Origin of the sequence: uncultured Megasphaera sp., from assembly GCF_958350005.1 — a bacterium.
Taxonomy (GTDB): domain Bacteria; phylum Bacillota; class Negativicutes; order Veillonellales; family Megasphaeraceae; genus Megasphaera.
Genome location: NZ_CATWFF010000027.1, coordinates 1 through 17,058, shown reverse-complemented (window position 1 = coordinate 17,058; position 17,058 = coordinate 1). Strand labels below are relative to the sequence as shown.

Here is a 17,058-nt window from a genome sequence, read left to right as displayed (position 1 = left end):
GGCTCTCCCCTATGGGAAAGACCTGTCTGTCTATGACGGTGAAGACGTTATTTCGCAGCAAATACAGTCGTGTCCAGGTGATCAAAGCCGCTGAGAAGAGCTTTGACCTTGGCGGCAATGACCTGGCAGCCGCCGGCATGTTTGCTTTCTATGTTCAGGGGCATATTGGGATCGTGGAGAGACATGCGCAGAAGCGCCCAGCCTTCATCAAAGACGAGGCGTACCCCTTCATAGGACGGCTTGGCTACCGTAATGCCTGCGTCCAGGGCCCGCTGTTCCACAGCCTGCAGGACCGACTGACCATAGGCGTGCACATCGTCTGTGCCGCTAATGGCCAGTCGGTATTCTACGCTTTCTGCGGGATGGCCCAGTTTGGCAATTAAATCGCCTAGGTGCTGGCCTGCTTTGCGGACTTTGGCAGCGGCAATAATCAGTTTGACCGCCAAATAGGCGCCGTCATCGAGATAATAATTTTCTTTCAGCGCACCATGACCGGATGTTTCAATGGCCAGAGGCGACACAACACCGTTCTGATTAAGGCGGATACATTCGTCAATGACGTTTTTATAGCCCCGCATGTAGCGATGATGAACCAGATGAAGTTCATCCTGCAAAAAGGCTGTCAGTTCGTCAGATGTGACCGAATCGGTTACGATGGTGCTGCCCGGATAAGACGGTGCCAGAATAGCAGCCATCATGGCAATGAGGGCATTGCGGTTGACTGCCTTTCTGTCTGGCAGAACGGCACTCATACGGTCTACGTCGGTATCGAAAATAAGGCCTAAATCAGCATGGTTTGCCGTAACAGCCTGGCAGATGGCTGCCATGGCTTCCTTGTTTTCCGGATTGGGAATGTGATTGGGAAACATGCCGTCTGGTTTGAGAAACTGGCTGCCCGACGTATCAGCGCCCAATACATCCAGTACCTTCGAGACAAAGAATCCGCCGGCGCCGTTTCCCGCATCGACGACGATGTGCATGCCAGCCAGAGGCTTGCTGCTGTCTGCTGCATCCAGGCCCTGGCAGATAAGATGACACAAATGGCGGGTATAGAGATTCATGAGATCCACAGCCTGAGCGCTGACGGCACTGCGTTCTTCTACATCGTGTTTTGCAGCCCGCTGCAGGACGTCTTTAACCTCAGCCTTTTCCAGGCCGCCATTTCGGGTAAAGAATTTCATGCCGTTCCGATTGTACGGCAAATGGCTGGCCGTAATCATGATAGCGCCGTCCATGTGGGTCTGATCAAAAATAATGGACATGAACATAGCCGGCGTCGATGCCAGGCCGCAGTCAAATGCCGATGCTCCGCCGGCGCTCAGTCCCTGAAAGACCTGCTGTTTCAGGGCATCAGCGGAAATGCGCGAATCATGGCCTACAGCAATGCGCAGCTCTGCCGGCTTCTTCCCCGTCTTTTCTGCCAGAAAGCTGACAAACCCGGCGGCAATGCGCCGAACCACTTCCGGAAACAAGGTAACCGCTTCTCCGGCCACGCCGTCAACAGCCACACCGCGAACATCACTGCCGTTCTGTAATTTCAATATATCCCCTTCTGCAAGCATACTCGTTCCTCCTATATATCTGTAATGATGTATACCTGTATAGTACTGAAAAAAGAGAAAAAAAACAAGCATGGAATTCTATTATCCTCCATAAGGGCCTATTGAGAGTATCTGTAAAAGGCTATTTCGGCTGACAAAAATCCCCGTACTGCATCATCGTTCTGAGATGCAGTACGGGGATCGTATTATTTCATATGGGCAAATCCTGCGGCCGCTTTGGCAAGACCTTCCATAGTCTGTATTTCTAAAAATAAACGAGGGTCACGCCGGCGCCGCCGCCTTCGGCATCATCGACAGTATACCGCGTCACAAAAGGCTGGTGGCTCAGGAATTCATGTATCTGCCGCCGCAGGGCGCCGCTTCCCTTGCCGTGAATAATCTTCACCGGACTGAACCCGGCAGCCAGGGCCTGATCGAGGAAGCGTTCTATTTCCGGCAAGGCTTCGCTGTAAGTCTTGCCGATAACATTGAGCTCCGTAGCCACGCCAGTCGTGCGAATGGGCCGGAAGGAAGAGGCAGCAGCCGCTTTTTTCTCAGCCTGCTTTTCTTTTTTGATTTCGTCCAGATAAGGAGCACTCACATCGGAAGGTTTGACCCGGACGGTCATGCCCCGGACTGATACGGTCAGTTTCCGGCCGTTCCATTCTTCTACCGTTCCCAGGCCGCCCAGGGAGTTAATGTATACGGTCTGACCGATTTTCAGCTTGGACACGTCAATGGGATCGCGATGAGATGTATGTTCCTGGTCAGGTAAAGAGATCTGCTGAATTGCTCTGCGGGCCTGATCGATGGCTTTGGCTTTTTCCTGATCGGTCTTATCTTTGGAATGGTCTTTCAGCTCGCGGATAATGCGTTCTGCTTCAATGCGCAGATTACGCTTGAGATCAAAGGCTTCGCGGCGGCTGGACTCGATAATATCCTGTCGTTTTGCCGTCACCTTTTCTTTGGCCTTCTGCAGGTCGAATTGCTCCTGCCGCACCGCTGCCAGGCGCTGTTCCAGTTCGGCCTGTTCTTCATCCATGCGCTTGGACTGAGCGTTGATTTTGGTCAGGATCGCTTCCATATCCACGTCCTGGGCCTTGCTGCGCAGTTCTCTGGCCTGAGCCAGTATATCTGCCGGCAGGCCCAGCCGTTCGCTGATGCTGAAGGCATGGCTGCTGCCGGCGGCACCGATGCGCAGTTTATACGTAGGCTTCAGGGTCTGTACATCGAATTCGACATGACCGTTTTCAATGCCCGGCGTATTATAGGCGTAATTTTTTAACTCATTGTAATGAGTCGTCACCATGACGTACGCCCCTTTTTTATACAGTGCATCCAGCACGGCAATGGCCAGGGCACTGCCTTCGGCCGGATCGGTGCCGGAACCCAGTTCATCGGCCAGTACCAGGTCGTCCGGGCCGCAGTGGCGCAGAATATAGATGACCTGTTTCATATGGCTGGAAAAGGTACTGAGGTTCTGAGAAATATCCTGTTCATCGCCAATATCGGCAAGGACGTCGTTGATAAAGGGCAGTTCCGATTCTTCCCCCACAGGCAGAAACAGGCCGGCCTGATACATGAGTACCAGGAGGCCCAGCGTCTTCATGGCCACAGTCTTACCGCCCGTATTGGACCCGGTAATGAGGAGAATCCGGTATTCCCCGCCCAGAATGATCGTATTGGGAACGACGTGTTTTGCATCAATCAGAGGATGACGGGCCTGAATGAGTTTGATGCAGCGCGTCTTCGATACGAGAGGCCGGCAGGCTTTCATCTGGACAGCCAGATCCGCTTTGGTAAAGATAAATTCCAGCATGCCTACAGACTGGGTGCTGTCAGCCAGTTCGTCATACTGATCCTGCACCGCTTTGGTAAGACGGCGGAAAATGCGTTCAATTTCCTTCGTTTCGCCGATGCGGGCTGCCTGGAGGTCATTATTGGCATTGACAATAGCCAGGGGTTCAATATACAAGGTCGAGCCGCTGGCCGACGTATCGTGAACGATGCCGGGAAAGGCATGGCGGTATTCCTGCTTGATGGGAATAACATACCTGTTGTTGCGGACCGTTACGAGGGCGTCCTGGAAATATTTCTGGTATTCTTTGTTCTGAAGGACGCTGTTGACATACCGTTTGGTCTGCCGTTCCAGTTCGACAATGCGGCTGCGCAGGCGCATGAGCTCCGGCGACGCATTGTCGCGAATCTGATGGTTCTGGTCAAAGACAGCGGCCATTTTATGAATGAGACCGGAAAAGTCACTAATAGCGGCCGCTTTCTTCGCCAGCTGCGGATATAAGGCTGCCCGTTCGGCAAAGTACTGGCGAATGTCACCGTACCGCTGCATATTGTTCCATATGTCAATACATTCCTGTCCATCCAGGGCGACTTCACGGGCAGCTTTTTCCAGAGCCGGCCGAATATCCGTAATGCCGCCGAAGGGCACAGAGGTTTCACAGGTCCGGCACTGAAAGGCTTCTTCCGTATCATCCAGATTCTGCATCACTTCGGCGCTGTCACTAGATGGCTTAAGCCGTCTGGCAATTTCCTTGGACAGCCGGGACGGCGCCAGGCGGACAAGCATATTCTGAATTTGATAAAATCCAAGAATACGCATACTTCGTTTATTCATATATCATAACTCCTGAATCATAAAATGCCATGGAAAAAATGTCCTCGCGTAACAGAGCGGTCTTCTTTGCCGAACAGCATGGTTTCGGCACCGCTGCTGAGCTGCACATAGGTTTTCGTCACCTGGCCAATCCATTCCGGTGTCCGTCCCCGTCCTTCAATGCGTACGCGAGCCACGCCTGCGCGGACGAGATCCCGAAAATAGGGAATCATATCCAGATCGCGGGTATTCAGAATATGGCTGCGGCAGTATTGATCCGTTACGATGGGAAATACTTCATCCCGCCGGTCCTGCAAAGCATAGGAATGATGCTGACAGGGCCGGGAACATCCAGCTTTGGTGCCGGAGCCCGTAAAGGCAGAAGCCGGACAGTATTCGGTCACCATCATTTCCATGCGCCCCTGAGCCAGCACTTCTACGTCCGTCTGAGCGGCCATGGCCCTGATTTGCCGCAGTGTTGCCTCTGTCGAAGCGGTAATGCTCTGACAGCCCATGCGGATATATTCCCGGGCAGCAAGGCTGTTGAAAATATTCAATGACCAGTCGGCACAGACGGGAACTTTCGCATCCAGGCTGCGGAGCATGGAAAAGATACTCATGGCCCCGGCATAAACGCCATCAATGCCATGGTCCAGCGCCGTTTTCAGTTCCTGCTGAACCAGGGCCGCGCTTTTTTCTGTTACAATGCGGGGCGTTGCGGCCCAGATTTCCGCATCATACTGACGAGCCAGGTCTGCGGCCTGACGCCACTGCCCGGCCTGAAATACATGATGGTCATAAGATTCGCCGCCAAACACAATACGGCTGCAGCCTGCCTGCAGGGCCGCTTCCACGGCATCCAGGGAATCACAGCGCACGACAATACCCGGTTTTCTGGATTTCCCAGGACCTGCAGAAGTCGGTGTAATTGTCGGAGCATCCGGCAGAGCACCGGCTTCAGGCCGGCTGTATTCAGCCAGTATGGTCTCCGTCAGGGCATGTGCCGCCTGACGGCGCAGGTCATTGATGACGCTGGACGGAATCATATAGGTTTCATCCCACATATCGGCATAAGCCAGGGAAAAAGGGGTCTGTCCCAAGCGATCGAGCTGGCCTGTAATCCAGGACGTTGTAGCCGGGCGCTTCGTGGCCTTCTGCGGTACATAGTCCGATACGACTTCGGCAGTATGACCAGCTTCATCCCAGATCGTCAGGCGCAGTGCGCCTTTTTCGTCACAGTCAACATGCATATACACCGGGAGGCGGCGCATCGATATGGCCGGCTGTCCCTGCCGATCTTCCTGGCGGGCCAGCCGAAACAGCAGGCCTGTACCGACATCACGGCGCTTAAAAGTCAGGGAAATTCCCTTTTTATTCGTAAAGGAACCGACAGCATCAGCGACTTCTGTAACCCATTCGGTTCCGTCGGGGCTGACGATTTTAACTAAATCTCCTGCAGCCAGCGGCTCGTCTGTCACCGCTTCGGCCTTCGTTCCCTGACAGTACGTCACGTGGCCAATACGACGGCCCTGATTGCCGCCGGCCTGTTCCGTAATGGTATGACGACCTACGGAGCCAGCCAGAAAATCATGCTGATACAGGCGGTTAAAGCTTTCAGCCGTTTGTGTTTTCCCAAGCTGCAGGGCCTGCCGCTGTTCCTGTGCCGGCCGGCACAGACTGTCCATGACGCGCCGATAGGCTGATACGACGGACCGGACATAGCCGGCTCCTTTCATGCGGCCTTCAATCTTAAAGGAAGAGACGCCGGCATCGGTCAGGGCTTCTATATACTCCAGGCCATTCAGGTCTTTTAAACTGAGCATATACGCTTCCGGAGCTGCTGCCTTCCCATCGGCCAGAAGGGTATAGGGCAGGCGGCAGGGCTGTGCGCAGGCGCCGCGGTTGCCGCTGCGGCCGCCAATAAAGCTGCTCATCAGGCACTGCCCGGAATAGGACATACACGATGCGCCATGCACAAATACTTCGATATTCATGGAGGTGTGGCTGCAAATGGCGCGTATTTCCGGCAGAGACAGTTCCCGTGCCAATACGGCCTGCGTAAATCCCTGCCTTTCCAGAAACTCCACGCCTGCCAGATCGGCAACGGTCATCTGCGTGCTGCCATGGAGAGGCAGGTGCGGCGCTACACGGCGGGCTACGGCGGCAACGGCCATGTCCTGAACAATAATGCCGTCGACCTGAATGGAATCTAAATACTGCAAATATGCCGCCACTGCATCTACTTCCCGGTCGGCTAAGATAATATTGACTGTCACATATATTCTGACCCCAAACAGATGGGCCGTACGTACAGCCCGGGCCAGTTCTTCATCAGATAAATTATGGGCAAATTTTCTGGCATTGAATGCCTGCCCGCCCAAATAGACGGCATCGGTGCCGGCATCAATGGCGGCCAGAACGGCCTCAAATGAACCGGCAGGCGCTAGTAATTCTGGCATGGCTCCTCCTCACAACAGACAGGAATCTATGGCTGCGTACGGCTGCACAGCCGGCTCCAGGCATTGGCTACATCAGCAAATTCCTGAAGGCTCATGGTTTCACCGCGGCGGCCGCCGTCAATGCCGCTTTTCTGCAGCAAAGAAGCGATGTCTTCTTTAGACAGGCCTGCAGCCCGCAGGGTATTGGCAAAGGTTTTGCGGCGCTGCGAAAAGGCAGCTTTTACGACCTGGAAAAACCGTTTTTCATCGGCCACATCGACAGGCGGCTGCCGGCGTACATCCATGGATACGACGGCTGAGGTCACTTCCGGCGCCGGCAGGAAGCACTTCGGCGAAATATCAAACAGCATTTTCGGCTCCGTATAATACTGTACCGATACAGACAGGGCGCCATATATCTTGCTGCCTGGAACGGCAGTCATGCGTTCAGCCACTTCTTTCTGGACCATGACGACGATCTTTTCAATAGGCAGTTTCTGTTCCAGCAGCTTCATAATAATAGGTGTCGTAATATAATACGGCAGATTCGCACAGACTGTAAAGGGCTTATGCTGCATGACTTCTTCAATGTCGATGCGCAGAATATCGCCGTGAACGACGCGGACATTATCATAATGAGCCAGTGTTTTTTCCAGCACCGGCAGCAGGCGGTCATCCAGTTCAACAGCCGTCACATCGGCGCCGGTCTCAGCCAGCGCCTGGGTCAGGGTGCCGATGCCGGGACCAATTTCCAGTACCGGTGTTCCTTCTTCCAGGCCGGCTGCTTCGGCAATGCCGTCGACTACGGAATGGCGAATGAGAAAGTTCTGTCCCAGTTTTTTATGCATGCGCAGGCCGAACCGCTTGACAACGTAGCGGACGACGTCGGGATTTGATAAATCGGCTTCTTTCATCACAGGCGTTCCTCCTCTATTTGCTGAACCGCGTCGTTCCATTCTTCTCTCGTTACACCATAATGGTTCAGACGCTTTACAAACTGTTTGGCATTTCCGTAGCCGATGCCAAGCAGGGCGCCGACAGCAGCGCGGCGGTCCGCTGCTTCTGCCGTGCCATTCAGCCCGGCAGCCATGAGATCGGTCATGTCAAAGGTCTGCTGCGGCTTATACGTGGCACACCGCGTTTTGGACAGGGCCAGGCGAATCGCTTCCGGCGACGCCTGTTCCACGCCGAGATCATCGTTGGCAATGGCATCTTTACGCGGAATAAAGGCATGCTTGGCCGCAGGAAAGCGCTCGGTCAGGTACTTGCGGATCCGTTCACCGGCACTGTCCGGATCGGTCAGAATGATAATACCCCGCTTTTCATAGGCACAGCGAATCTGCTCCATCGTATGGGGATGCAGGTTAAATCCGTCTGTCGTAATCATGTCGGCATCAATGTGACTGGCCCGGATGCGGGCAACATCTGATTTTCCTTCGACGACGAGTACTTCTTTAATCATGAGCAGCTCCTTCTTCGCTGTCGCAGATATACTTTGCTGCCTGCAGGACAGCCAGGACATTGTGTTCAAAGACAATGCCGCCCTGGAGGTAGATCATGTACGGTTCGCGAATGGGGCCGTCTGCAGACAGCTCAATGGACGAGCCCTGCACGAAGTCACCGGCTGCCATAATAATTTTATCAGCATAGCCGGGCATATCTCCCGGAATCGGCGTTACATGGGCGTCGACAGGCGAAAAAGACTGCAGGCCTTCGCAGAACCGGCACATATTGCGTTCACTGTTTAAGTAAATGGTCTGAATCAGATCATAGCGCAGGTCCTGGGGCTGCGGCGAAACGGCAAAGCCCAGTTCCGAAAATACGGCTGCTGCAAAAACAGCGCCTTTAATGGCCTGAGCCGTAACATGGGGCGCCATGAAAAAGCCCTGGAAAAACAGGCGGTATCCGGCTGCATAAGACCCCAGTTCATCGCCCAGTCCCGGTGCCGTCAGATAATCGGCAGCAGCCTGAACCAGATCTTCTCGGCCGGCAATATAGCCGCCAGTAGGAGCAATGCCGCCGCCGGCATTTTTAATGAGCGAGCCCGCAATAATATCGGCTCCTGCTTCAATCGGTTCTTCTTCGGCAGCAAATTCGCCGTAACAGTTATCGACAAAGCAAATGGTCTGGGGACTGACGGCCCGTACGGTTTCAATAATAGCACGAATATCGGCAATCTTCAAAGACGGTCTCGAGCTGTAGCCGCGGGATCGCTGAATGAGTACGACCTTGGGTTTTCCGGCAGCAACGGCCTGGCGAATCCCGTCCAGATCATACGTATTCTCTTTCAGGGGCACTTCTTCGTACTGTACGCCTTTTTCTTTCAGCGAATGCGGCGTATAACGGGCATAGCCAATGACGCCTTGCATCGTATCATAGGGAGCTCCTACGAGGGATATGAGAAGATCGCCTGTATTCAAAAGTGCGCAGAGAACCGTTGCCAGCGCATGGGTTCCCGACACAAAGTGCGGACGTACAAGCGCTTTTTCCGCCTTGAAAACACGGGCAAATACTTCGTCCAGTTTTTCCCGTCCCAGGTCACTGTAGCCATATCCGGACGTACCGGCAAACTGATAGGCTGAAATCTGTGCTTCTTTATAAGCCTGCAGTACTTTTTCCGTATTATGCAGACAAATCGTATCAATGCGTTCAAACTGAGCGGCACAGGTGCTCATTGCTTTTTTTCGTAATGCTTCCAAATCTATTGACACAACCAACGTCCCTTTCACTTCTATGTATGAAATAAATTCTGCAACTTTGTATTTTATTTCGAGCAGTATAAAATACGTGTATTACGTCACGACTTCTATTCTGTCATGACTTCTGTACTCTGCCGGATTACATCAGCAGCCAGCTCTTCTTCCAATGCATAGGCATCCTTGGCAAACCAGCGGATGTAGGGCATGCGTCGATACCAGGTCAGCTGGCGTTTGGCAAACCGCCTGGTACGGGTTTTAATCTGATCAGCCGCTTCTTCCAATGACAGACGGCCCTGCAGATACGATGCCAGCTCGGCATAGCCAATGGCTTTCATGGCCTGACACTGAACGGGCACGCCGGCATCCAGAAGACGCTGTACTTCCTCTGGCCAGCCCTGGGCCAGCATGGCATCAATGCGCTGTTCAATGCGCCGGTACAGGACATCCCGCGGCAGCGACAGGCCGATGACAAAGGCCTTGTACACCAGTCCATCCGCTTTTCCGGCCCGGACAAACTGCCGCCCTTCGCCCTGTTCAATGGCCGTCAGCAGCCGGACGAGGCGGTTCGTATTGGCCAGCAGCTCATGCCAGTCTGCCGGCTGCCAGTCCGTATGTTCCACAATATACTGCTTTAACTCCTCTGCCGAACACGTTTCCATACGCGTTCGCGCCTGATTTCGCAGGGCTTCGCTGGCGCCAGAAGCGCCGAAGGAATACCCTTCCAGGAGGGATTGCACGTACAGCCCCGTACCGCCGACCAGAATGGGAATCTGTCCCTGTTGATTGAGGCTGGTAATAGCCGCTCCGGCCATGCTGCAGAAAGTGGCTGCCGAATAGGGCTCTCCCGGATCGGCCACATCGATGAGATGATGCCTGTACTTCTGCAATTCGTCAGCTGTCGGCTTTGCCGTGCCAATGTCCATATGGCGGTAAATCTGATAGGCATCGCCGGAAATGAGCTCCGTATGAAAGTGTTCGGCCAGGGCAAAGCTCAGGGCCGTCTTTCCTACGGCAGTAGGCCCGACAATGGCAATAAGCCGTTCCATTATGATTCCTCGCTTTCAATTACAGCGTAGCCGATGCGGCTGTACGTTCCGCCATACTGCTTCAGATGGGGAAAGTCCCGTTTCAGCCGCGTAAAGTCACGCTCTTTAATGACGACGCGCCGCCCTTTCTGCAGGGCCAGGTACACGGCATCTGCCGTAAGCTCGCTGTGATTCATGAGGGAACGGACAGGCTGAAACTGACAGCTTGCCGCAACGGGATGGCTGAACATGGGATCAAAGTAGATGACGTCATACGAAGGAGTCCGGCTGTCTCTGAGGTAGTCCCGGTAGTCTCCCAGCATCAGATGAATCCGCCGCAGTGCCGCCGTCACATCGTCTTTTGAATGCTGAAAATAGCGAAATCCCCAGGCCGTCACCGCTTCCATGAGCGGCGATACTTCCAGAGCATCCAGCACTGATCCCTGAGGCAGGGCAAACGAAGCCACAATAGAATCAGCACCAAATCCGCAAGTACAGTCCAGAAAGCGGATAGGCTTATCACCAGCGCCTATCGCTTCCAGAAAGTGATCGGCTGCGCCTTTACGGAGATGCTGGATGCGAAGTTCTGCCATATTAAGGCTGAAAAAATGAACTCCTTCAGGGCGGACAATCTGCGGTCCCCGCGACGAGTATACGAGAAAGTTTTCTCCATAAGCCTCTTCCAGGGCTTTCACCGTCCGCCCCTGCCGCGGTACGTATACGGCGCCGATTTCCTCAGCCCAGCGGCGTACGTCTTCACACCGCTGCTGCCGGGCTTTCAGCGCCGGTGTTACGTATATGCTGCGGCCCGTCATGTCCGTTTAAACAGCCGGGCCAGTTCGTCCGGCGTAAAGCGGACGATAATGGGCCGCCCATGAGGGCATACATAGGGCTTATCTGTATGAAACAGTTCTTCCAGAAGCTGTTTCATCTGCCGGATATTCAGGGTATCGCCGGCCTTAATCGCACCGTGGCAGGACAAATAGGCCAGTGAGCGATGGCGCAGCGTCGCCTTGTCCAGGCCGTTGTTTTCATGGAGGGCCTGGCAGATATCCTGCAGGGAATCGGCGATTTCACTGACTGGCAGGTCGCAGGGTACAGCTTCCATCCGCAGCGTCGTCGGGCCCGCTTCAGAATAGAGATAACCCAGATCGGCAAAGACCTCTTTTCGTTCTGTAAGCAAGGTCATATCGCTGGCATCGACATCGACAAATTCCGCCGTCAGCAGCTGCTGGCTCGGCATGGATTCCACACGGTTGCAGAAGCGGTCATAGCGAATGCGTTCATGTGCCGCATGCTGGTCTACAATATATAAATCCTGCCCTTTTTTGGCAATAATGAAGCAGTCTGCCACTTCCCCCAGGGGAATGAACACATCGGCGTCGCCGTCAAAGGTAATGACCGGCGTTTCTTCTGCCTCTCCGTCCCCTGCTGACGGGGACTGCCGTTCGGCCAAAGCCTGGCTGAACTGACTCACCGCTTCTGCAGACGGCGCCGAAGACGCGGAACGATACGGTGTTTCCGGCCAGGAACGGTTCGGTTCCTGATGAGGCGTTGCAGACGGGGCGGTTTCCCGACTTGAAGCGGCAGGCTGCCACTGCGGCGCCGAAGGTTCCTGTACGTGCTGAGACGCCGGCACAGCCGGAGCTGACGGCACCGCCGGTTCCGTCATAAATGGCAGGGTCTGAGTCTGTACGGTCCGTTCAGTCTGTTCCTGTAATTCCAGCTTCTGTTCCGTTTCTTCAATATGCTGGGCCTGACGGTCTGAAAAGGCGACAGTCGTTGCAATATCTTCCGGCTTTTCCTGGGCTACCAATGCCGTAATAATACTATGATATATGGCCCGGTATACAGCCTGTTCGTCGGCAAATTTGATTTCCGTCTTAGCCGGATGCACATTGACGTCCAGAGCAGCCGGGTCCATATGGACGTGAATCATTACAAAGGGATAGCCTGATTTGGGCAGCATGGCGTGATAGGCATTTTCCACAGCCTTGAACATGACAGGATTGTGCACAATCCGTTCATTGACGATACAGGTCTGCCAGGCCCGCGTACTTTTCAGAACCGACGGCTTGCCCACATAGCCTTCGATGGTCATATCTTCGCCATCATAGGAAATGGGAAAGATTTCCCTGGCCAACGATGCTCCGTAAATATTGGCGATTGTCTCTTTCAGCTGACCACCGCCGCCAGTACGCAGCGTTGTTCGGCCATTATTGGTAAACGTAACGGCAATTGCCGGCTGGGCCAGAGCCAGTTTGGTAATCATTTCACTGATTTTGGCGCTTTCAGTCCGCTCACTTTTCAAGAACTTCCGCCGTGCCGGCGTATTATAAAATAAATCGCTCACTTCCATCGTCGTTCCAACAGGTGCGCCGATTTGTTCTTCCTCTGTAATGACGCCGCCGTCGAGCAGCAAATGGGTGGCAAAGTCATCATCAGGCCGCCGCGTCGTAATCTGCATATGAGATACGGAAGCGATGCTGGGCACGGCTTCGCCGCGAAAGCCCAGAGACGTAATGGAAAAAATATCTTCTACGGAACTGATCTTGCTCGTAGCATGGCGGATAATGCACTTTTTGGCATCTTCTTCACTCATGCCGCAGCCATCATCAGTAACGCGCATATAGGACTGGCCGCCGTCGGCAATTTCGATTTCCACCGCCTTGGCTCCGGCATCAATGGCATTTTCCACCAGTTCCTTAATACACGAAGCAGGCCGTTCTACGACTTCACCGGCAGCAATTTTATTGCGCGTTGCTTCATCCAGTACATTAATGATGGAGTTCAATTCAAACCGCTCCCTTCCTGGGCTTCTTTCTGCAGGGAATACAGAAACGATATGGCTTCAATAGGAGTCATACTGGAAACGTCAATGTGCAGCAGCTTATCCATAATAGGATTGACAAACAGGCTGTCTGGCGATGACGGAGGCGCTGCCTTGGGAACCGGTACTGCCGGCATGCCCTGCGATTCCAGATCAGCCAGAATCTGCTCAGCCCGCTTCAGCAGACTTTCCGGCAGTCCGGCCAGACGGGCTACATGAATGCCATAACTGCGATCGGCACCGCCTGGTATAATGCGCCGCAGAAATTTGATGTTCTTCCCCCGTTCTTTGACGGCTACAGTATAATTCTTGATCTTTTCCGATTCGTCAGCCATATCTGTCAGTTCGTGATAATGCGTAGCAAACAGCGTCATGGCATGGACGTGACGGAGGCAGTACTCAATGACAGCCCGGGCAATGGACATGCCGTCAAAGGTGCTGGTTCCCCTGCCGATTTCGTCTAAAATGAGCAGGCTGTTTTCTGTGGCATGGCTTAAAATATAGGAAACTTCCCGCATTTCCACCATAAACGTACTCTGGCCGGTCAGGATGTCATCACTGGCTCCAATACGGGTAAAAATGCGGTCTACCGGGCAAATGGACGCTTCCCGGACCGGAATAAATGAGCCGGCCTGGGCCATGAGCAGCAGAACGGCAATCTGACGCATATATGTCGATTTTCCGGCCATATTGGGTCCTGTAATGACCAGAATTTCATGGGTATGATGATTCAAGGTTACGTCATTGGGCACAAATAGTTCATCTTTCAGATATTTTTCAATAATAGGATGACGGCCGTCTTTCATTTGCACCGAATGGTCCGTATTCAGGCTGGGCCGGACATAATGATTATCGTGGGCCCCACAGGCCAGGCTGTACAGGCAGTCAACCTGGGCGACAGCTCTGGCAGTCTGCTGCATGGCCTGAATATGGGTCTGTATATCCCTGCGAATCTGGGCAAACAGCTGGTATTCCAGTTCCAGTGTCCGTTCCTGAGACGTCAGCACTTTTACTTCAAATTCTTTCAGTGCCGGCGTAATATACCGTTCTGCATTGACCAGGGTCTGCTTGCGGACATAGTATTCTGGAATGGGCTTGGTATTGGCATGGGAAATTTCAAAATAATAGCCGAAGACCTTCGTATAGCCAATTTTCATTTTAATGCCGGTCTTGTCTTTTTCTTCTTCTTCCAGATTCTTCAGGTACTGCTTGCTGTTTTCCGCAACAGACCGGATGTCATCCAGTTCCTGACTGAACCCGGCCCGGATTACGCCGCCATTGCGAATGGTAATGCCCGGGTCATCCTGTATGCCCCGGCATAACAGGTCGTATACATCCTGATGCGGCGCCATACGTCCGTCCAGCTGCTGCAGAAGGTCAGCTTTCGTGCCAGACAGAATGTGATGAAGCTGAGGCAGTACGGCCAGAGAATCGCGGAGCGCTACGAGATCTTTCGGACTTGCCGTCCCCGTTTCAATGCGCGTCAGAATCCGTTCAAAATCGTATATCTTTTCCAGCGTTTCTCCCAGTTCCTGGCGCAGAATTTCATGGCTGAGAATTTCCTCTACTGCGTCCTGGCGCTGCAGGATACGGTCGATCCGCACCAGCGGCGCTTCCAGCCACTTGCGCAGCAGACGGGCACCCATAGCGGTTTTCGTCTTGTCCAGAACGTCCAGAAGGGTTCCCTTACGACCTCCGTCCCGTACATTCTGCGTAATTTCCAGATGCCGCAGGCTGGCCGCATCGATAACCAGGCGCTGTCCATTATCAATATGTTCTAAGGACGTAATATGCCGGATATCTGAATGCATAACACTGCTGACGTAGGTCAGGAGCATGCCGATGCACTGCCCGGCTGTTTCATCAGTCTTGCTGCCGCAAAACTGCGCCGCTGCTTTCTGCGCATAATCGACGGCTTCATCGGCCTCTACCTTCGTCACAGTGCATACAGACAGGCGGTCCCGCACATATGCCAGTACAGCATCAATGCGGGTATCCATGTGAAAATAGATCAGTTCACTCGGCTCATATACAGAAAGGGCATCCAGCACCACATCTTCCATGGCATCTAAGGCACAGGAGGTCCAAAGGCATTCTCCTGTCGTAACGTCCATGAATGCAACAGCAGCCGTTTCGCCGTGTTCACAGATACAGCTGATATAGTTGTTTTTCTTGGAAGCGACGGCGTGTTCCAGCGTAATCGTTCCTGGCGTAATGACTTTGATAATATCCCGCTTTACGAGCCCTTTTGTCAGCTTAGGATCTTCCATTTGCTCGCAAATAGCGACTTTATATCCCTTGTGAACGAGCCGTTCAATATACGTATCGGCAGAATGAAAAGGAACGCCGCACATAGGTACGCGTTCGTTATTGCCGACACCCCGGCCGGTCAGGGTCAGATCCAGTTCCCGCGATGCCGTAATGGCATCGTCATTAAACATTTCATAAAAATCGCCAAGTCGGAAAAACAGAATTTTATCCTGACACTGCGCTTTCATTTCCATGTACTGCTTTAACATAGGCGTCATTTTCACTGTATCAGCCAACGTGTTGCCTCCTTAGTGAACCAGATGGCCCTTTAATACCCAGGTCTGCCCTTTATCTACCATTACCTGCACAGTATCGCCGATGCGGACAGAGCCATCGTCTTCCCAAATAATCATCTTATTGCCGCGGGTCCGGCCAAACCAATGGTGCTCGTCATTCTTCGTCGGCCCTTCGACAATGACTTCATACGTCTTTTGTTCCATTGCTTCATTGCGGGCCAGGCTGTATACATTCTGTACATCCATGAGGCGCTGCAGGCGCCGGCTCTTTTCTTCCGCTGAAATCTGCCCGTCCATTTTGGCAGCCGGCGTTCCCGTCCGGGGAGAATAGATAAAGGTATAGGCCATATCATACTGTACCTTCTGCAGCAGCTGCAATGTATCTTGGAACATTTCTTCCGTTTCCCCCGGAAAACCTACGATCAGGTCGGTCGTCAGCACCAGATCGGGAATACGGGCACGGGCATAGTCGACGAGTTCCAGGTAATGAGCCACCGTATATCCCCGGTTCATCCGCTTCAGCAGTTCATCAGAACCGCTCTGAATAGGAAGATGCATGTGGTTGACCACTTTTTTGCTGGCCCCAATGGCATCGATCATGGCAAAGGTCATATCCTTGGGATGACTGGTCATATAGCGGACTCGTTCGATGCCGTCAATGCGGTCTATTTCCTGTATGAGCGTACTGAAATCCAGGTCGTCTTTTAAATCGAGGCCATAGGAGTTGACATTTTGCCCGAGCAGGGTAATTTCCTTATACCCTTCAGCGGCAATCGTCTTGATTTCCCGGAGAATTTCATCTACAGGCCGGCTCACTTCACGTCCCCGTACATAAGGAACGATGCAGTACGTACAAAATTTATTGCAGCCATTCATAATCGGCACCCAGGCAAAAAATTTCTGAAACCGCTTGGTCGGCAGCTCATGAAAGGCTGGTGCCGTCATATCAGCGGCCAGATAATGATCCGATTTGTGCTGCCGTTCCTGCAGCAGCTCGATCAGCTTATGTATATTATGGGTACCAATGACCAGGTCAATATGGGGAGCCCGCTGGAACAGCCGGTCCTGCCACTCCTGAGCCATACATCCGGTCACGGCAATAATCAGCTGTGGATTGCGGGCTTTAATATGCTTGAGTTCGCCGATTTTTCCCAGTATCTTCCCTTCCGCCGTTTCGCGGACGCAGCACGTATTCAGCAGCACGACATCGGCCATGTCGATTTCTTCGGTCCTGTGATAGCCAAGGGCTTCCAGCTGCCCGGCATATCGTTCACTGTCACTTTCGTTCATCTGACATCCGTAGGTTGCCAAAAAATAGAATTTATTTGCTAATGCATCCATGTATCTTGTCTCCGTATATACTACTAG

General features: G+C 53.2%; 11 protein-coding genes. All 11 read right to left on the bottom strand.

The features are described 5' to 3' along the window. Positions 1-47 precede the first annotated feature (47 nt). Positions 48-1,562 (bottom strand): phosphomannomutase/phosphoglucomutase, encoded by a 1,515-nt coding sequence (locus tag Q3886_RS02945; protein WP_301859671.1) that lies wholly within the window; start codon positions 1,560-1,562, stop codon positions 48-50. A gap of 244 nt (positions 1,563-1,806) precedes the next feature. Beyond that, positions 1,807-4,173, bottom strand: coding sequence for an endonuclease MutS2 (locus tag Q3886_RS02940; RefSeq protein WP_301859670.1), 2,367 nt, complete (start codon positions 4,171-4,173; stop codon positions 1,807-1,809). Positions 4,174-4,190: 17 nt separating this feature from the next. Then, positions 4,191-6,611, bottom strand: coding sequence for a DUF3656 domain-containing protein (locus Q3886_RS02935; RefSeq protein ID WP_301859669.1), 2,421 nt, complete (start codon positions 6,609-6,611; stop codon positions 4,191-4,193). 26 nt (positions 6,612-6,637) lie between these two features. Continuing rightward, the gene (rsmA, locus tag Q3886_RS02930; RefSeq protein ID WP_301859674.1) at positions 6,638-7,504 is read right to left on the bottom strand and encodes a 16S rRNA (adenine(1518)-N(6)/adenine(1519)-N(6))-dimethyltransferase RsmA; all 867 of its coding nucleotides are present in this window, start codon (positions 7,502-7,504) and stop codon (positions 6,638-6,640) included. Continuing rightward, entirely contained in the window at positions 7,504-8,052 is a 549-nt protein-coding gene (gene rnmV / locus Q3886_RS02925) for a ribonuclease M5 (protein ID WP_301859668.1), read from the bottom strand. Before rnmV ends, rsmA begins: the two co-directional genes overlap by 1 nt. Beyond that, positions 8,045-9,295 (bottom strand): methionine gamma-lyase family protein, encoded by a 1,251-nt coding sequence (locus Q3886_RS02920; RefSeq protein ID WP_301859673.1) that lies wholly within the window; start codon positions 9,293-9,295, stop codon positions 8,045-8,047. The genes rnmV and Q3886_RS02920 overlap by 8 nt, the downstream gene beginning before the upstream one ends. A 101-nt stretch (positions 9,296-9,396) precedes the next feature. Further along, positions 9,397-10,335, bottom strand: a complete 939-nt coding sequence (gene miaA, locus Q3886_RS02915; RefSeq protein ID WP_301859667.1) for a tRNA (adenosine(37)-N6)-dimethylallyltransferase MiaA — start codon at positions 10,333-10,335, stop codon at positions 9,397-9,399. After that, a complete protein-coding gene (locus Q3886_RS02910) occupies positions 10,335-11,129 on the bottom strand; it encodes a class I SAM-dependent methyltransferase (protein ID WP_301859666.1) in 795 nt (264 codons plus the stop codon). Before Q3886_RS02910 ends, miaA begins: the two co-directional genes overlap by 1 nt. Beyond that, positions 11,126-13,108, bottom strand: a complete 1,983-nt coding sequence (mutL, locus tag Q3886_RS02905) for a DNA mismatch repair endonuclease MutL (RefSeq protein ID WP_301859665.1) — start codon at positions 13,106-13,108, stop codon at positions 11,126-11,128. The genes Q3886_RS02910 and mutL overlap by 4 nt, the downstream gene beginning before the upstream one ends. Further along, positions 13,105-15,663, bottom strand: a complete 2,559-nt coding sequence (gene mutS, locus Q3886_RS02900) for a DNA mismatch repair protein MutS (RefSeq protein ID WP_301859672.1) — start codon at positions 15,661-15,663, stop codon at positions 13,105-13,107. The genes mutL and mutS overlap by 4 nt, the downstream gene beginning before the upstream one ends. 39 nt (positions 15,664-15,702) lie before the next feature. Continuing rightward, on the bottom strand, positions 15,703-17,031 hold the full coding sequence (gene miaB / locus Q3886_RS02895) for a tRNA (N6-isopentenyl adenosine(37)-C2)-methylthiotransferase MiaB (RefSeq protein WP_301859664.1): 1,329 nt from the start codon (positions 17,029-17,031) through the stop codon (positions 15,703-15,705). Positions 17,032-17,058 lie beyond the last annotated feature (27 nt).

Excerpts from the sequence above, each read along its gene's own strand:
- Q3886_RS02945 (WP_301859671.1), bottom strand. The coding sequence starts at position 1,562 with ATGCTTGCAGAAGGGGATATATTGAAATTACAGAACGGCAGTGATGTT.
- Q3886_RS02940 (WP_301859670.1), bottom strand. The coding sequence starts at position 4,173 with ATGAATAAACGAAGTATGCGTATTCTTGGATTTTATCAAATTCAGAAT.
- Q3886_RS02935 (WP_301859669.1), bottom strand. The coding sequence starts at position 6,611 with ATGCCAGAATTACTAGCGCCTGCCGGTTCATTTGAGGCCGTTCTGGCC.
- rsmA (WP_301859674.1), bottom strand. The coding sequence starts at position 7,504 with ATGAAAGAAGCCGATTTATCAAATCCCGACGTCGTCCGCTACGTTGTC.
- rnmV (WP_301859668.1), bottom strand. The coding sequence starts at position 8,052 with ATGATTAAAGAAGTACTCGTCGTCGAAGGAAAATCAGATGTTGCCCGC.
- miaA (WP_301859667.1), bottom strand. The coding sequence starts at position 10,335 with ATGGAACGGCTTATTGCCATTGTCGGGCCTACTGCCGTAGGAAAGACG.
- Q3886_RS02910 (WP_301859666.1), bottom strand. The coding sequence starts at position 11,129 with ATGACGGGCCGCAGCATATACGTAACACCGGCGCTGAAAGCCCGGCAG.
- mutS (WP_301859672.1), bottom strand. The coding sequence starts at position 15,663 with ATGTTAAAGCAGTACATGGAAATGAAAGCGCAGTGTCAGGATAAAATT.
- miaB (WP_301859664.1), bottom strand. The coding sequence starts at position 17,031 with ATGGATGCATTAGCAAATAAATTCTATTTTTTGGCAACCTACGGATGT.